Source organism: Saccharopolyspora sp. NFXS83 (genome assembly GCF_026241095.1).
GTDB lineage: Bacteria > Actinomycetota > Actinomycetes > Mycobacteriales > Pseudonocardiaceae > Saccharopolyspora_C.
Genome location: NZ_JAPFGB010000008.1, coordinates 237,499 through 253,494, shown reverse-complemented (window position 1 = coordinate 253,494; position 15,996 = coordinate 237,499). Strand labels below are relative to the sequence as shown.

The 15,996-nt window shown below is 72.2% G+C and carries 14 protein-coding genes; 8 read left to right on the top strand and 6 right to left on the bottom strand.

All coding sequences use genetic code 11. The features are described 5' to 3' along the window. Window positions 1-239: 239 nt before the first annotated feature. The 3 genes from OOZ19_RS12080 (at window position 240) to OOZ19_RS12070 (ending at window position 2,346) form a co-directional block, all read left to right on the top strand. Window positions 240-770 carry an SAV_6107 family HEPN domain-containing protein gene (locus tag OOZ19_RS12080; RefSeq protein ID WP_266090165.1) on the top strand — a complete coding sequence of 177 codons (531 nt, stop codon included), beginning with the start codon at window positions 240-242 and terminating at the stop codon, window positions 768-770. Further along, a complete protein-coding gene (locus OOZ19_RS12075) occupies window positions 767-1,549 on the top strand; it encodes a maleylpyruvate isomerase mycothiol-dependent enzyme family protein (protein ID WP_266090164.1) in 783 nt (260 codons plus the stop codon). Before OOZ19_RS12080 ends, OOZ19_RS12075 begins: the two co-directional genes overlap by 4 nt. Window positions 1,550-1,830: 281 nt before the next feature. After that, window positions 1,831-2,346 carry a GNAT family N-acetyltransferase gene (locus OOZ19_RS12070; RefSeq protein ID WP_266090163.1) on the top strand — a complete coding sequence of 172 codons (516 nt, stop codon included), beginning with the start codon at window positions 1,831-1,833 and terminating at the stop codon, window positions 2,344-2,346. Here the strand turns inward: OOZ19_RS12070 and OOZ19_RS12065 are convergent, their stop codons facing one another. After that, window positions 2,347-6,933, bottom strand: a complete 4,587-nt coding sequence (locus tag OOZ19_RS12065) for an ATP-dependent helicase (protein ID WP_266090162.1) — start codon at window positions 6,931-6,933, stop codon at window positions 2,347-2,349. It lies immediately after the preceding gene. 139 nt (window positions 6,934-7,072) lie between these two features. On the opposite strand from OOZ19_RS12065, the gene OOZ19_RS12060 reads away from it, so the two are divergent. After that, a complete protein-coding gene (locus OOZ19_RS12060; protein ID WP_266090161.1) occupies window positions 7,073-8,845 on the top strand; it encodes an Hsp70 family protein in 1,773 nt (590 codons plus the stop codon). On the opposite strand, the gene OOZ19_RS12055 is transcribed toward OOZ19_RS12060, so the two are convergent. After that, window positions 8,846-8,971: a hypothetical protein gene (locus OOZ19_RS12055; RefSeq protein WP_266090224.1), complete on the bottom strand. Its 126-nt coding sequence runs from the start codon at window positions 8,969-8,971 to the stop codon at window positions 8,846-8,848. A gap of 42 nt (window positions 8,972-9,013) precedes the next feature. Between OOZ19_RS12055 and OOZ19_RS12050 the strand changes: the two genes are divergently transcribed. The 3 genes from OOZ19_RS12050 to OOZ19_RS30155 all read left to right on the top strand — a co-directional run bounded on the left by OOZ19_RS12050 (window position 9,014) and on the right by OOZ19_RS30155 (window position 11,615). Then, complete coding sequence (locus OOZ19_RS12050; RefSeq protein ID WP_266090160.1) at window positions 9,014-9,208, top strand: DUF3046 domain-containing protein; 195 nt, start codon at window positions 9,014-9,016, stop codon at window positions 9,206-9,208. A gap of 500 nt (window positions 9,209-9,708) precedes the next feature. Beyond that, window positions 9,709-10,752, top strand: a complete 1,044-nt coding sequence (gene recA, locus OOZ19_RS12045) for a recombinase RecA (protein ID WP_266090159.1) — start codon at window positions 9,709-9,711, stop codon at window positions 10,750-10,752. A 104-nt stretch (window positions 10,753-10,856) separates the two neighbouring features. Beyond that, a complete protein-coding gene (locus OOZ19_RS30155) occupies window positions 10,857-11,615 on the top strand; it encodes a regulatory protein RecX (RefSeq protein WP_416309422.1) in 759 nt (252 codons plus the stop codon). A 73-nt stretch (window positions 11,616-11,688) separates the two neighbouring features. Here OOZ19_RS30155 and OOZ19_RS12035 read toward each other — a convergent pair whose 3' ends face one another. Then, entirely contained in the window at window positions 11,689-12,210 is a 522-nt protein-coding gene (locus OOZ19_RS12035; protein ID WP_266090158.1) for a GNAT family N-acetyltransferase, read from the bottom strand. Window positions 12,211-12,322: 112 nt separating this feature from the next. Between OOZ19_RS12035 and OOZ19_RS12030 the strand changes: the two genes are divergently transcribed. Further along, a complete protein-coding gene (locus OOZ19_RS12030; protein ID WP_266090157.1) occupies window positions 12,323-12,988 on the top strand; it encodes an HAD family hydrolase in 666 nt (221 codons plus the stop codon). A gap of 5 nt (window positions 12,989-12,993) precedes the next feature. Here the strand turns inward: OOZ19_RS12030 and OOZ19_RS12025 are convergent, their stop codons facing one another. The 3 genes from OOZ19_RS12025 to eda all read right to left on the bottom strand — a co-directional run bounded on the left by OOZ19_RS12025 (window position 12,994) and on the right by eda (window position 15,935). After that, window positions 12,994-13,737 (bottom strand): hypothetical protein, encoded by a 744-nt coding sequence (locus OOZ19_RS12025; RefSeq protein WP_266090156.1) that lies wholly within the window; start codon window positions 13,735-13,737, stop codon window positions 12,994-12,996. A gap of 26 nt (window positions 13,738-13,763) precedes the next feature. Continuing rightward, complete coding sequence (locus tag OOZ19_RS12020; RefSeq protein WP_266090155.1) at window positions 13,764-15,182, bottom strand: polysaccharide deacetylase family protein; 1,419 nt, start codon at window positions 15,180-15,182, stop codon at window positions 13,764-13,766. A gap of 129 nt (window positions 15,183-15,311) precedes the next feature. Beyond that, window positions 15,312-15,935: a bifunctional 4-hydroxy-2-oxoglutarate aldolase/2-dehydro-3-deoxy-phosphogluconate aldolase gene (gene eda, locus OOZ19_RS12015; protein ID WP_266090154.1), complete on the bottom strand. Its 624-nt coding sequence runs from the start codon at window positions 15,933-15,935 to the stop codon at window positions 15,312-15,314. Between the last annotated feature and the right edge of the window lie 61 nt (window positions 15,936-15,996).

Below are 15,996 nucleotides of genomic sequence, written 5' to 3'. Positions count from 1 at the left end.
GCTCAGGTCTTGAGCTCCGCGGCACGCCGGTCTACTCTGAAGTCAGTCGAACTGAAGTTCGAGTCGTCGTTTCCGGCGGCCCGATCGGCTTCGGTTCGCCTGTCACGTCCGGCGGCGGGGTGGGGGAAGCGCTCCGCTGCCGGACGGCCGGCTTCCCCCCGGCTCACCACGCCCATCGCGGTCCAGGACGTCCCTGCGGCGTCCGGACCGGCATCGTCGTGACCGAGCGGAGAACACCGATGTCCCAGTCCGCACACTCGCCTAGCCCGGCCGCACTGCCCATCCCGGCGCAGCGCCGCCCCGGTGGCACCGCGCCGAGCAGGCAGTGCGACACCCCGCCCACCCGTCGCGACCACCGGCGCGGGCAGGGTGACGAATGGCTGCCGGTGACCGCGCCCGCACCGCCCGCGGGCGCTCGTTCCCTGCTGGAGCAGGCGCGTGCGTGCTTGCGCGACGCGCGGATCGCGACGCGGGCGACCGAGTGCTACGTGTTCGCGCACATGGCCGCGCTGCGGGCCGCGACCGCCGTGGTCGTCGCGCGGTCCTGGCGCCGCCGGTCGCGGGGCTCGGGAAGCGTCTGGCTCCAGCTCACCGGGGTCGCGCCCGAACTGCGCGAGTGGGCCGCGCACTTCACCGCGGGCTCGCTGCGGCGTGCCGCCGCCGAGGCGGGCAGCCCCGGCATCACCCCCGGCGAAGCCGACACCTGCCTGCGGCATGCCGTCGAGTTCGTCGACATCGTGGATCGCAGCCTGTCCGGGGCCGCCCGATGATGGTGAACCCGCCCGCGGACGTGTCCATCGACCCCGGTCGGATGCTGGATCTGATCGGAGTGGAAGGTCAGCTGCTCACCGCGGCGACGCACGACGTGCCTCCGGACGCGCCGGTCCAGGGTGCTTCGGGCAGGACGGTGGCCGAGACGATCTGGTTCCTCGGCGGGCAGTGCGAGGACGTGCTGACCTGGATGGGCGCTTCCGAGCAGACCGCCGGTGCGTGGGAGGTGCCGGATCCGGTGAGCCTGCGCGAGGTGACGGCCCGATTCACCGCCCGCCTCGCCGAACTGCTCGCCGAGTTCGGCACCCGCCCGCCCGAGGACGCGTGCCCCACCTGGTGGCCGGAGGAGCACGCGGTGCGGTTCTGGATCCGCCGGGTGCTGCACGCGACGACCGTGCACCGGGTCGACGTGCAGAGTGCCGCCGGGGTGCGCCGCACCGGCATCGACGTGGACGTGGCGCTCGACGGCATCGACGAAGCCCTGCGGTTGTGGCTCGGCTACCGGTTGCACGCGGTCGGCATCACCTCCACGCGCCCGTGCTCGGTCGGAGTGTCCACCGAGGACGCGGAATGGGTGGTCTGCGCGGACCCGACCCGCACCGTCGTGCGCCGCACCGGCGCGCACGAGTCGGTCGCCGCCGACGCCTTGATCAGCGGCGATCCCGTCCTGATCTACCTCTGGTTGTGGGGACGCCTCCCGGACCGGGAGATCACCACCGCCGGCGACCAGGACGCCATCGCCCAACTCTGGGGCCTGCTCCGCCTGGCCACCCGCTAGGCCTCTCGTGGTCGGTCTGCGCAGTGGGTCGGGTGGCGGAACCTCAGCGTTCTTCTCGCTGCGGGATCTTTTTCCCGAGTGGCTCCGCCACGAGGGAAAAGCTGTCCTCGCGAGAAGAACGCTGAGAACCCGCCGATGGTCGTTTTGCTCGGGTGGTCGCCGCCGGCAGGGCGGTGATCGAAAGATCAGTGTGGGCGGACTTCTCGGCTCCGTCCACAGTGGATGCTCTCGCTGTTGAATCCGTTTGCCTGGGGATGGTGCAGGTGGGCAAGGTGAGCGGCATGTTGCTGAGGCGTGAACGCGCATCTGATGCGGAAGCCGTGCGAGCCGTCCACCGCGACGCCTTCGCCACCGAGGAGGGGACCACTCCGGTCGAGGTCGGGCTGGTCGACGCCTTGCGCGCCGATGACGGTTGGATCCCGGCGCTGTCGATCGTGGCCGTCGAACGCGGCGGCGAGGTCATCGGTCACGTCGTGGCGACCCGCGGCCACGTCGGTGATCGGCCCGCGCTGGGCTTGGGGCCGCTCGGGGTGCTGCGCCGGGTGCAGCGCCGCGGCGTCGGCAGCGCCCTGATGCACGCCGTGCTGGCCGCCGCCGACGCGCGGGACGAACCGCTGGTCGCATTGCTCGGCCACACCGAGTACTACCCGCGCTTCGGATTCGTGCCGTCCACGGATCTCGGCATCACCCCGCCGGATCCCGAGTGGGCCGCGCACTTCCAGGTCCGCGCGCTCACCGCGCACACCCCGGAGATCACCGGCACCTTCGACTACGCGCTCCCGTTCCGGGAACTGTGATCACGCGCGCAACCGGAGCCCCTTCGGGGTGGCGCGGAACCCGGCGTCGGTGAGGATGTCGGCCATCCGCGAACCCCAGGCGCCCGCGCCGTCCGCGCGCTGCACCGCCAACTGCTCCAGCCAGCCTTCCCGCACCGCCCGCGCGAGCCCGCCCGCCGCGTCCCGCAGCGGCTGCTCGTCCTCGGTGAACGACAGCAAGGACTTCCCGCCGCGCTCCACGTACAGCACGGCCGCTCCGGAGACCAGCACCACGAGCGAACCGGCCTTGCGGCCCGGCCGGTGCCGGGTGTCGCCCACCGGATCGGGCCACGGCAACGCGGCACCGTAGGGCTGCGCCGGGTCCGCCGCCGCCAGCACCACGACCGAACGGTCCTCCCGCTCTTCCGGGCCGGACAGCGCGCGCACCCGGTCGATCGCGCCGGGCACCGCGAACTGGGCCGCGCCCAAGCCTTCGACGACGTAGCCGCGGCGGCACCGCCCGGATTCCTCCATCGCCCGCAAGACCTTGTACACGGCGGAGAATCCGCCGGTGACCCGTTCCGCCTCCAGCGCGCCGCGGGTCAGCACGCCGTGCCGTTCCAGGAAGGCCTCGGCTCGAGCGTGCGCCCGCCGGGTCGGTTCGGCCGCCGGTGCCGGTGCCAGCGACCACCTGCCCGACACCGTCGGCGGGCCGCTGCGGCTCGGCATCGACGGGCGCCCGGCGCGCAACCGCGCGTACCGGCCGCGCGGAGCGCTGCGTCGCGGCTTGTGCGCGGCGCCCCTGCCGGAGACCAGCGCGCGCAGCGGGGCCAGCGTGTCGTTGGTGACCGTGCCGGACCACACCAGGTCCCACAGCGCCGCGATCACCGCGTCGTCCGCGGGCGCCTGCTCGCCGCCTTCCACGACGATCGCCCCGGCCCGGTCGGCCAAGGTCCGGAAGAACTGCGCCCCGCCGTCCAAAGTGGACAGGAGCGCTCCGTGCAGCGGGGTGTCCGCGGTCGCCTCCGGCAGATCCGGCAACAACAGGTCCGCCACGTCGGTGGGGGCGAGCCCGATCCACCCGTCACCGCCTGCCAGCGCGCCCGAACCCACCCAGGTCACCTCTCCGGTGGAGGTCAACTCGTCCAGCAGCGCGGGCGAATACCCCGGCAACCTGGCGGGCAGCACCAGCGACTCCAACGCGCTCGCCGGCACCGGTGCGCCCGCCAGCTGCTCGACCACCGCATACACGTCGTCCACCGTCGGCGCCGAGCGCAACCGGGCCCCGACGCCGTGCCACACCGGGAGGAACCGGCCCAGCGCCGCGGGTTCCACCGGTTCCACCTCGGCCCGCAACCGAGCCAGCGAACCGCGCCGCAACCGGCGCAGCACCTCCGCGTCGCAGTACTCCAGCGCCCGGCCGCCGCCGGATTCCAGCGGGCGCAGCTCGCCGCGCACCAACCGGCCCGAACCCGCGAGCCGATCCAGCACGTCGTGCACCACCGCGACGCCCAACCCGAAGCGCCGCGCCGCGGACTCCGCCGCGAACGGGCCGCGGCAGCGCGCGTACCGGATCAGCAGTTCCCCCAACGGATCCGCGACCGGTTCGGTGAACGCCTCCGGCACGCCCACCGGCAACGCCACCCCCAGCGCGTCCCGGACCTTGCCCGCGTCCTCGACCGCGATCCACCGGGGCTCCCCGGCCACGCGCACTTCCAGGACGCGCCGCTGCGCGTGCAGGTCCGCCAGCCATTCCGGGCGGGTCCCGCGCTCCTCGGCCTCCGCAGTGGACAGGTCGCCCAGGAACCGCAGCAGGTCCACCGCGGACTCCGCATCCTTCGCGTGCCGCTCCGGGACGAGCCGCTGCAACTGCTGCTCGACCTCCGCGATCACCTCCGGATCCAGCAGCTCCCGCAGCGCTTCCGACCCGAGCAGTTCCGCAAGCAGCGTCGAGTCCAGGCTCAGCGCCGCCGACCGGCGCTCCGCCAGCGGCGCGTCCGTCTCGTACAGGAACATGCCGATGTAGCCGAACAGCAGGCTGCGCGCGAACGGCGACGGCGACGGCGTCTCCACCTCCACCACCCGCACCTTGCGGGCGGCGATCTGCGACATCAGCTCCGTCAGGCCCGGAACGTCGTAGACGTCCTGCACGCATTCCCGCATCGCCTCCAGCACGATCGGGAACTGCTCGTACTGCGCCGCCACCGCCAGCAGCTGCGCCGACCGCTGCCGCTGCTGCCACAGCGGTGAGCGCTTCCGCGGATCCCGCCGCGGCAGCAGCAACGCCCGCGCGGCGCACTCCCGGAACCGCGCCGCGAACAACGCCGAGCCGCCGACCTCATCGGTGATCACCCGCTGCACCTCGTCCGGGGACAGCAGCACGTCCTCCGCGGTCGGCAGCACGTCCGCGCCCGACTCGTCCAGCGCGTCCGCCAGCCGCACCACGATCCCGTCGTCGGAGGACGCGACCTGCGGATCGATGCCGCGCCGCTCCCGCAACCGGGCGCCGATCGCCAAGCCCCACGGCCCGTTCACCTGCGCGCCGAACGGCGAGTGCACCACCATCCGCCAGTCGCCGAGCTCGTCGCGGAACCGTTCCACCACGATCGTCCGATCGTCCGGCACGTGCCGCGTCGCGTCCCGCTGCTCGGCCAGGTACGCCAGCAGGTTGTCCCGCGCCCACTCGTCCAGTCCGGCGCGCGTCATCCGCTCCGTCGCCGCCTCCCGGTCCGCGGCCACCAGCTCCCGGACGAACGCGCCCAGGGCGCGGCCCAGCTCCAGCGGCCGGCCGGGGGAGTCGCCCTTCCAGAACGGCATCCGCGCGGGTTGCCCCGGCGCGGGCACCACGACGACCCGGTCGTGGGTGATGTCCTGCACCTTCCACGACGAGGTGCCCAGCAGGAACGTGTCGCCCACCCGCGACTCGTAGACCATCTCCTCGTCCAGCTCGCCGACTCGCACGCCGCCGCGACCGGCCTCCTCGTCGCCCGGCGTCGTCACCGTGAACAGGCCCCGGTCCGGGATGGTGCCGCCCGAGGTCACCGCCAGCCGCTGCGCGCCCGGCCGCGCCCGCAGCTCGTCCTGCACCCGGTCCCACACGATGCGCGCCCGCAGCTCGCCGAACTCCTCGCTCGGATACCGCCCCGCCAGCATGTCCAGCACCGCGTACAGCGCGGAATCCGGCAGGCCCGCGAACGGTGCCGCCCGCCGCACCACCCTTGCCAGCGACTCCAAGCCCCACGGCTCCATCGCCACCATCGACACGACGTGCTGGGCCAGCACGTCCAGCGGATTCCGAGGGAAGGACAGCGATTCGATCAGCCCGGCGGCCATCCGCTCCGCCACCACCGCGCAGCCCACCAGGTCACCCCGGAACTTCGGGAACACCACCCCGTGCGAGACCGCGCCCACCTGGTGCCCGCCCCGGCCGATGCGCTGCATCCCGGAGGCGACGCTCGGTGGCGTCTCCACCTGCACCACCAGGTCCACCGCGCCCATGTCGATGCCCAGCTCCAGCGAGGAGGTCGCCACCACGCACGGCAACCGGCCCGACTTCAGCTCCTCCTCCACCGCGGAGCGCTGCTCCTTCGACATGGACCCGTGGTGCGCTCGCGCCACCGTCACCGCCGCGCCGGAGGTGACCCCGGAACCGCCCACCGCTTCCGCGGGGAACTTCCCGGTCTGCTCGGCGGTCTCGCCCGCCTGCTCGGTGGCGAGCTCGTTGATGCCCGCCGTCAGCCGTTCCGCGAGCCGCCGCGAGTTCGCGAACACGATCGTCGACCGGTGCCGCCCGATCAGGTCCAGGATGCGTTCCTGCACCGACGGCCAGATCGAGGTGCGCTGCTCGGCGCCCGCGGCCGACCCCGTCACCTCACCGGTCGGCTGTCCCAGCTCGGCCAGGTCCGGCACCGGGACCTCGACGGTGACCTCGACCTGCTTGGCGTGCTCCGGCTGCACCGCGCGCACCGGACGGCCGCCGCCCAGGAACGTGCTCACCTCGGAGACCGGGCGCACCGTGGCCGACAACCCGATCCGCTGCGCCGGTTCCGCGAGCAGCTCGTCCAGCCGTTCCAGCGACAAGGCCAGGTGCGCCCCGCGCTTGGTGCCCGCCACCGCGTGCACCTCGTCCACGATCACCGTCTCGACGCCGCGCAGCGACTCCCGCGCGGCCGAGGTCAGCAGCAGGAACAGCGACTCGGGGGTGGTCACCAGCACGTCCGGCGGTGTCCGGTTGAACGCCCGCCGTTCCTCGGCGGGCGTGTCCCCGGTCCGCATCCCGACCCGGATCTCCGGCGGCACCCCGCCGTGGCGCTGGGTGGCCTGCCGGATGCCGGTGAGCGGGGCGCGCAGGTTGCGCTCGACGTCGACCGCGAGCGCCTTCAGCGGCGACACGTACAGCACGCGGCAGCGCCGCTGCGGATCCTCCGGCGGTGGCGCCGAGGCCAGCCCGTCCAGCGCGGACAGGAACGCGGCGAGCGTTTTGCCGGACCCCGTCGGCGCCACGACCAGCGAGTGCTCGCCCGCGCCGATCGCCCGCCACGCCCCGGCCTGGGCCTGGGTCGGCGCGTCGAACGCGCCCCGGAACCACTCGCGGGTCGCGGGGGAGAAGTCGTCCAGCGGGTCGCTCACCCCTCCATGCTGGACCACCGCACCGACAACGTCGCCGACGGCGATTCGCCCGAACCACCCACCTGTGATCGTCCACCGTGACAACATTCCGCAGAACGGGTGAGTGCACCCCGGATCTGGCTACGGAAGGACGAAACCGGTGCGCGTGTTGTCGGTCGATCTCGGCACCTCCAACACGGTGGCGGTGCTTTCGGCGCACGGCAGGCCACCCAGGGTCATCGAGGTCGACGGCTCGTCGACGATGCCCTCGGCGGTGTTCGCCACCGAGGACGGCGCGATCATCGTGGGCCGCGACGCGGAACGCCGAGCGCGCCTCGACCCGTCCCGGTTCGAGCCGAACCCGAAGCGCCGCATCGACGAAGGCACCCTGCTGCTCGGTGAAACGATCATCACCGTCACCGACGCGATGGCCGCAGTCCTGCACCGCGTCGCGGAGGAGACCACCCGCCAGCTCGGCGGCGTCCAGCCCGACGAGGTGCGGCTCACCCACCCCGCGCAATGGGGCACCACCCGGTGCAACGTGCTGCTGTCGGCGGCCCGGCTCGCCGGTTTCGGCAGCAACCTGGTGCTGGTGCCGGAACCGGTGGCCGCCGCGGCGCACTTCGCGTCCTTCCCGGACCGCTCGCTGCCGCAGGGCCGCGCGCTGGCGGTCTACGACCTCGGAGCGGGCACCTTCGACTGCGCCATCGTCGGCGCCACCCACAGCGGCTTCGCGGTCCTCGCCGAGGACGGGCTGGCCGACCTCGGCGGGCTGGACGTCGACGAGGCGCTGCTCGAACACGTCGGCCGCCAGGTCTCGAACAAGGATCCGCAGCGCTGGCAGGCGCTGCTGCGCCCTGCCTCCACCGCCGACCGCCGCACCCAGCGCACGCTGCGCGAGGACGTCCGGGAGGCCAAGGAGGTGCTGTCCCGGCACGTGCAGACCGAAGTGCCCATGCCGGAACCGTTCGCCGACGTGCTGGTCACCCGCCAGGAACTGGAGGCGCTGACCCGGCCGAGCCTGCGCCGCAGCGTCGAGATGCTCGCCGCGCTGCTGCAGGCGAACGGGATGACGCCGCAGCACCTCGCGGGGCTCTACCTGGTCGGCGGTTCGAGCCGGTTGCCGCTGGTGGCGAGCCTGATCGGGGAGCAGCTCAACGTCGTCGCCACCAGCCTCGACCAACCGGAGACCGCGGTGGCGCTCGGCGCGCACCACGTCCTGCGTGACGGGGCCTCGTTGCGCACCGGCGACCTCGGCGGCGTCCCGCCGCAGGTCGCGTTCGGCCCTCCGCAGCCGGTCGCGCAGCCGCCCGCGCCGCCCGGTCCGCCCGGCCCGCGGCCACCGTCGCGCGGGGGTCGTCGCCCGTGGCTGATCGGCGGGTCGATCGCGGCGGTGCTGCTGCTCGTGGCGGTCGTGGTGCTGGCGGCCGTCCTCGGCGGGGGCGGTGCGGCGCCCACCGCTGAGGAGTGCCGGGACACCACCACCGAGGACGCCGCCGGCTTCACGCCGTGCCTGAGCAGGCTCGCCGGGGATCTGCCGGAGCGGTCCAACTGCGTGCCGGGCTGGCAGCGCTTCGTCGCCGGGCTGCGCGATCTCGACGGCACCGTCGTGTCCTGCGCGGAGGGGAACCCGAACGAGGACACCTTGGTGATCTACACGCACCTGGACTCGCCGGAGGAGGCGCGGCTGCGGGCGGACCTGCTGCTGATGTTCCACGGCGCCACCGGTGACCAGGTGCAGGCGAACTGGTCCGGCAACGGCTACTCGGGCCGCTACCGGGCGGTCACCGGGGAGACCGCCGGGACGCTGGTGTTCACCGTCGCCGACCGGCCGGTGGTGGGCATGGTGCTGGCGCCGAACCGGGACGGGCGGCTGACGCCGGACGCGCTGGCCGACGAGTTCGAGCGGACCGTGCAGCCGGGCGCGGCGTGATCAGCGCCCGCGCTGGTTCCACAGCCAGCGCAGCGCGACGACGATCGCGACCAGCAGCATCGCCGCGATCACGAGTTGTCCCAGCGGGCCGGACAGTCCGGTCGGGTCGGCTTGCATCAGCAGCACACCACGACCGTACCCGCGGGTGCCCTCGGTAGGCTGGACGCGATGCGACACACCGATTTCCGCGAACGCATGGCCGATGAGTTCGGCCGGTTGCGAGCCGAGATGCTCGCCGAGGACCACGTGATGTCGGAGCTCGGCGGCCGAACCGTGGACGAGGCGTTGGAAGCGGGTTTCTCGCCGAAGCAGGTGTGGCTGGCCCTCTGCGACACCTTCGAAGTGCCCACCGCGCGTCGTTGAATCTCCTCGCTTGATTTGCGTAGGTGGTGGGGTGGCGGAACCTCAGCGGTTTCCTCGCTGCGGGATCTTTTTCCCGAGTGGCCCCGCCACGAGGGAAAAAGCCGTCCTCGCGAGGAAGCCGCTGAGAACCCGCGGGTGACCAGGTTTTCGACGTGGGCTATGCGCTGGCGCGCGTACAGGCACGGCCTTCGGCCGCGAGGCAGGCGTGGCTTCGCCCGCCCCCGCCCTACTGCACGGCTTCGCCGCTGTAGAAGGCGGAGGCCGCCGCTCGATGGCGATCATGCTTCACGCGGAAGGGTGACGGTGTTGGCGTGTCGGCTCGATGATCGAACATCCGTTCGCCTATGATCGGATTCGCGGATCGGACCTCGGTGTTCGCCGGGCCCCGTCGCCGGGCAACGGGCGGCCGGGTGGCCAGGGCAGTCCACCGGAGTGTCGGTCCCTACCCGTAGCGTCGTGCGCACACGACGAAGCTTCGACTTGACCGAGGTGGACCCCCGATGGCAGCGACACCGGACAAGGGCAAGGCGCTCGAACTGGCCCTCGCCCAGATCGACAAGCAGTACGGAAAGGGATCGGTGATGCGTCTCGGCGACGAGACGCGGGCACCGGTCGAGGTCATCCCGACCGGGTCCATCGCGCTGGACGTGGCCTTGGGCATCGGTGGCCTGCCGCGGGGGCGCATCGTGGAGATCTACGGCCCGGAGAGCAGCGGTAAGACCTCGGTCGCGCTGCACGCGGTGGCCAACGCGCAGCGGCTCGGCGGCACCGCCGCGTTCATCGACGCCGAGCACGCGCTGGACCCGGAGTACGCGAAGTCGATCGGGGTCGACACCGACGCGCTGCTGGTCTCCCAGCCCGACACGGGTGAGCAGGCGCTGGAGATCGCGGACATGCTGATCCGCTCCGGCGCGCTGGACTGCATCGTGGTCGACTCTGTGGCCGCGCTGGTGCCGCGCGCTGAGATCGAGGGCGAGATGGGCGACAGCCACGTCGGCTTGCAGGCCCGGCTGATGAGCCAGGCGCTGCGCAAGCTGACCGCGGCCCTCTACAACGCCAAGACCACCGCGATCTTCATCAACCAGCTCCGGGAGAAGGTCGGCGTGATGTTCGGCAGCCCGGAGACCACCACCGGTGGCAAGGCGCTGAAGTTCTACTCCTCGGTGCGGCTGGACGTGCGGCGGATCGAGACGCTCAAGGACGGCTCGGACGCGGTCGGCAACCGCACCAGGGTGAAGGTGGTGAAGAACAAGACCGCGCCGCCGTTCAAGCAGGCCGAGTTCGACATCATCTACGGCATCGGGATCAGCCGCGAGGGCTCGCTGATCGACATGGGCGTGGAGCAGGGCATCATCCGCAAGTCCGGCGCTTGGTACACCTACGAGGGCGACCAGCTGGGCCAGGGCAAGGAGAACGCCCGCAAGTTCATGCGGGAGAACCCGGACGTGGCCAACGAGATCGAGAAGCGGATCAAGGAGAAGGTCGGCATCGGGGCGAAGGTGGACGCCGAAGAGGCCGCGGACCCGGCTCCCGTCGAGTTCTGAGCCCGGCGGTGTCGGCAGACGACGACTCCGCGGAGTTCCCCCGATCGCGGCCCCGTGCGGGTTCGTCGGGTTCGCAGCGCGGCGGCGGCCGTTCCGGGCGGGGCGTGTGGCGCAGTACCGACCACGCGCCCGGTTCGCCGGGCGCCGGTGCGGGGCTGAGCTCATCCGAAGCGGAGACCGCGACGACGCGGGCTGCGGCGGAGACCGCTGAACCGGACGGCTCCGCCGCGCGGGGCACCGGCAAGCGCCGCCGCCGCAGTGCCATGTCGGAATCCTCGGAGTCCCCGGAATCGTCAGCGGCTCGGTCGTCGGGGCGCACCGGCAAGCGGCGGCAGCGCGACGAGTGCCCGCCGGGAGTACCGCAGTCCCCGGAGGCGTCGGCCCGCGACGTGGTGTACCGGATGCTGGCGGTGCGCGCCCGCAGCCGGGCCGAGCTGCGCCAGGCCTTGCTGCGCAAGGAGATCGACGAGGACGTCGCGGACGCGGTGTTGCAGAAGTTCGTCGACGCGGGCCTGGTCGACGACGCCGAGTTCGCCGAGGCGTGGGTCAGCGAGCGGCAGCGCAACCAGGGCCTGGGCCGCAAGGCGCTGGGCTACGAGTTGCGCCGCAAAGGCGTCGAGGAACACCTGGTCGCCGAAGCTCTCTCCACTGTGGACGCGGATGCGGAAGAGGAGCGGGCGCGGGAACTGGTGCGCCGCAAGCTCCGCTCGATCACCGTGGACGACCCGGAGAAGCGGCTGCGCCGTCTCGTCGGAATGCTTGCCCGCAAGGGCTACCCGGAAGGCATGGCCTTCCGGGTGGTCAAGGACGAACTCGACCGATCGGAACTGGAAGCCGGTGCGGAAGACCCGGAAATGCCGTGAACCACACGACTTTCACCCGCACCGCCTTTCCGATCGCTCGGCCTGATCGACGGGCTGACCCGCCGGACGCGGCTCATGGCGCCGTGCCACCGGCGGAGCGTCCGACGAACACGAGGTCGTGGACCACGCCGTCCAGGTCGGCGACGCCCGGCAGCAGTCCCCACTGCTGGAATCCGTGCGAACGGAAGAGCCGGATGCTGGCCTCGTTGGCGGCGAAGATGCTGGCCGCGAGGGTGCGCACTCCCAGCTTCGGAGCGTGTGCCATCGCCATGTCCAGCAGGTGGTGGCCCTGCTCACGTCCGCGGTGATCCGGGTACAGGTAGATCGCGAGATCGGCGGTCACGTCGTACCCGGCCCGTCCGTTGAGGAACGGGTCGAACGACAGGTACCCGGTCACCGTTCGCGGCGATCCCGGTTCGTGCCCGACCCAGATGGGACGACGCTCAGGGTGCGACTCGTCGAACCACGCTACGCGTGCCGAGACGTCGATCGGTTCGAGGTCGCACGTGCTCGTCTTGGCGGGGATGGCGGCGTTGCAGATGTCGACGATGGCCGGAAGGTCGTCGCGGGTGGCGAGGCGGTGCGAGTAGGGCAAGGTCGTTCTCCGGGGTTCGGGGGATGACGGGAGATCGTCCGGTTTCGCTAGGCTGCCGGATCGGGCGGCGGCAGTCGATCGGGACAGGGGCGTTATGCGAGTCGGCGGTGGGATGACTTCAGCGGCACGGCACATCGTGTGGGACTGGAACGGCACGTTGCTGGACGACAACGACGCGGTCGTCTCGGCGGTGAACGCCGTGTGCGCCGAGTTCGGGCGTGAGCACGTCGACCTCGAGCAGTGGCGGTCGATCTTCAGCCGCCCGCTGCAGCAGTGCTACGAGCGGCTGCTGGACCGCCCGCTGACCGAAGCCGACTGGAGCAGGCTCGACGTGCTCTACCACGAGCACTACCGGGAACTGCTGCACACGGCGAAGCTGGCCGCGGGCGTCCCGGACGTGCTGCGCGAGTGGGGCGAAGCGGGCCGGACGCAGTCCTTGCTGTCGATGTGGTTCCACGACGAGCTGGTCCCGCTGATCACCCGGCTGGAGCTGCTGCCGCTGTTCGAACGGGTCGACGGGTTGCGCACCGACGTCGGCGGCGGCGCCAAGGCCGAGCACCTGCGCCACCACCTCGCGGAACAGGCGCTCGACCCGGCCGACGTGGTGCTCATCGGCGACGTGCTCGACGACGCCCTCGCGGCCGAGCGGGTCGGTACCGGCTGCGTCCTGGTGACGACGGGCGTCATGAGCCGTCGCGCGCTGGAAACCGCCGGAGTCCCCGTCGTCGATTCCATCCCCGAAGCGGTGGACCGGATCTCCACGAACCTCGCGGCCTAGCCGGATCAGTACAGCGTCGGCGGCGAGGTCGTGACGACGCGTCGCCAGGGGCCGTCGGGAACGTCGGCCCCCTCGACGAAACGCCAGTCGACCCGATCTTGTGCGCCGTTGAGGTGGGTGAAGCCGAGGCAGCCGTTCAACGCGGGGGACACGTCCAGCCCGGCCCCGTTGAACCGGGTGTTCACCGGTCGGGGGTCGTCGTGCCCGAAGACGTACCGGGCGTCGTGGTATTCGGCGGGCCCGGCGTCCTGGACCTGCCCGAAGCAGACGGCGTCGCCCCTGGTGAGCTGCACCCAGCGGTTCTTCAGGTAGCTGAACGACTCGTCCCGTTCGCGCCCGGCGTAGCCCGGGTCCCGGCTCCAGGGCACCACGGCGCCGCGCTGCTCGAAGGCGATCGGGTCGTTGAGGTCGTCGAAGGGGAGATCGAGGTAGAACGGGTTCTCCCGCGGCGTCATCCTGGTCGGGAAGTAGCCGTTGGCGGCGGTCCGCGGCTCCGTGTCGCACCGGCCGTCGAGCAGGACCCCATCGCAGCCGCCGTAGTGCTGCTGCCAGGCGGAGTCGTAGGTCGAGATGACCTGACTGCCGTCGGAGGTGTCCGGGTCGAGGACCTCACCGACCCAGAAGGTCGTCGCCACGATGCCGGTGTGCCACGGGTACTGGCGGCCGTGCACCTGTTCACCGCCCGAGCAGGAAGCGGTGAACAGTGCCGCGGCCAGCGCCGCCGTCGCGCGCCTCCGGGGCAGCGGCATGCGCGCTCACCCCGGTCCCGGGCAGATCACAAGCACAGCCACCTCCGGGGAACCCACCAGTCCAGTTCACGGCAGGCGCTGTCGTTGCTGGCTTCGGCGTTCACCCTCGCCCCGTAGTCGTCGGTGGTGAGCGAACCGCGCGAGAACAGGGCGAGCCCGAAGCTGATCCCGGTCGCCTCCTCGGGCACGGGCGGAGTGGTCCAGGACGCCTGCGCCCACTGCTCGGCCGGCGCGAACGTCGGGCCCGCCGCCCAGTACCGCCACTGGCCGACGCGGTCCCGGTAGTACACCGCGAGCTGGGTGGGCGCGGTGGACTTGTACCAGGTGCTCAGCGAGTAGTTCTGCCCCTTCCGCGCGGGCAGCGCGTACTCGCCGAGGTCCAAGGTGGACATGAGCTTGGCGTCCCCGTCGGTGAACCGCGGCATGTCCAGCCGCTGCGCCCACTCCCCGTCGTGCGCATCGCGCGTCCTGGTCCACACCGGGGTGTTCTTGCCCCAGCCCCCGGTTTCCCACCCGAGCGGGACGCCGTCGGGACCGGCCCGTTCGAGCGAGGCGTTCACCGGCCGGTCCCGCTGCTGCGGCGGCGGCGCCCGGTGGACCGGCGCGACGGTGCCGCCGATGACCTCGTGCACGGTGCGCACGGCGGTCCCGCGGTCGTGCAGCCAAGCCGCGAACTCGTCGAGCACCCCCGGGCTCACCGCCAGCGGACCGCACATGTCGCAGGTCTGGTGCAGCACCAACGGCACCCAGCCGCCCCCGGAGTCGTCCGCGCGGGTCACCGTTTCCTTCAGCTCGTCGACGGTCGTTTCCCGCGTGAGCATGCCCGGCGACCTGATCGCGTAGGCGTCGGCGGGCGGCATGGATTCGGCGTCGACGCAGTCCGGGCAGTCGCGCGGCGCGCGGAGCCCGCCCATGGTGCGCGCGCTGCTGTAGCCGCACCGATCGACCGCGGCGCGCACGTCGTCGTCGACTTCGTCGAACGGCGCGGTGAACGAGGTGACCTGGTAGCCCCACCGGCTCAAGTTGGCGCGGTCGTCGCAGATCTGCCTGCGCATCTCGTCGGAGCTGACCTGGGTCAGGTCCGGGTGCGTGACGGTGTGCCCGCCGATCTCGTGGCCTTCCTCAGCGATGCGCCGCAGCTCGTCGTGACCGAGGTAGCCGGGGCTCGCGACGGCGCCGGAGATGATGTAGAAGGTGCCGTGCATCCCGTGCCGCTGCAGGACTTCGGCGCCCGTGGCCTGCGAGGCGCTGCCGTCGTCGAAGGTGAACGTGACCACGGTGTTCGGTTGCGGGGAGTGCTGCGCGGGTGCGGCGGTGACCGGACTCGCCGCGGCGAGTCCGAGCAGGGCGGCCAGCAGCAGGGCGCCGGGTGCTCGCCGGTGCGTGGCGAAGCGATCCGGCAAGCGGTGTCGGATGTCGCGCAGGTGCATTCGGTGACCGCCCAAGCGTCGAGGTCCTTCGACGCTACGAGCCGGCGACGGCTGCCCGGATCGCCTGCGGAGGGGACACCACCTACCGCGTTCGCACGAGTGCCGGTGCCATCCGCGACGAGCCGCGGATGGCACCGGTCGTGCTCAGCCGAGGGCCGCGGCCTGCCGGGCGAGCGCCTCGACCTGGCCCCACTGCCCGGCTGCGAGCAGCTGCTTCGGGGCGAGCCAGGACCCGCCGACGCAGCCCACGTTGGGCAGCGCGAGGTAGCGCCCGGCGTTGTCGGTGTCGATGCCGCCGGTGGGGCAGAAGCGCAGCTGCGGCAACGGCCCGGCGATGGACTTCAGGTAGGGCACGCCGCCGCTGGCTTCGGCGGGGAAGAACTTCATCGCCGTCACGCCGCGCTCGGCCAGCCGCATCGCCTCGGACACGGTGCTGATCCCGGCGAGGTAGGGGAGGCCGGTGGCGTCGATGTCGTCGAGCAGCCGATCCGTGCTGCCCGGCGTGACGATGTAGCGCGCCCCGGCTTCGCGGGCCTTGTCGGCTTGCCCGACCTCGGTGACGGTGCCCGCGCCGACGACGATCTCCGGCACTTCGGCGGCGAGCTGTTCGATCGCGGGCAGCCCGGCGGGCGTGCGCAGGGTGACTTCGATGGTGCGGATGCCGCCGCGCAGCAGCGCCTGCCCCAGCGGGACCGCGTGGGCGGCGTCGTCGAGGGCGACGACGGGAACGACGGGACTGATGTCGAGCACTTCGGAGGCAGTGTTCATGGCGGGGTTCACCTGTTTCCGTAAACGCCAGTTCAGGCGGTCGATCGCACTGATCCTGTCA

Bases quoted from the DNA above. Each gene is read 5' to 3' on its own strand.
- OOZ19_RS12070 (WP_266090163.1), top strand. From the start codon at position 1,831: ATGTTGCTGAGGCGTGAACGCGCATCTGATGCGGAAGCCGTGCGAGCC.
- eda (WP_266090154.1), bottom strand. From the start codon at position 15,935: ATGAACACTGCCTCCGAAGTGCTCGACATCAGTCCCGTCGTTCCCGTC.
- OOZ19_RS12075 (WP_266090164.1), top strand. From the start codon at position 767: ATGATGGTGAACCCGCCCGCGGACGTGTCCATCGACCCCGGTCGGATG.
- OOZ19_RS12080 (WP_266090165.1), top strand. From the start codon at position 240: ATGTCCCAGTCCGCACACTCGCCTAGCCCGGCCGCACTGCCCATCCCG.
- OOZ19_RS12030 (WP_266090157.1), top strand. From the start codon at position 12,323: ATGACTTCAGCGGCACGGCACATCGTGTGGGACTGGAACGGCACGTTG.
- OOZ19_RS12050 (WP_266090160.1), top strand. From the start codon at position 9,014: ATGCGACACACCGATTTCCGCGAACGCATGGCCGATGAGTTCGGCCGG.
- recA (WP_266090159.1), top strand. From the start codon at position 9,709: ATGGCAGCGACACCGGACAAGGGCAAGGCGCTCGAACTGGCCCTCGCC.
- OOZ19_RS12025 (WP_266090156.1), bottom strand. From the start codon at position 13,737: ATGCCGCTGCCCCGGAGGCGCGCGACGGCGGCGCTGGCCGCGGCACTG.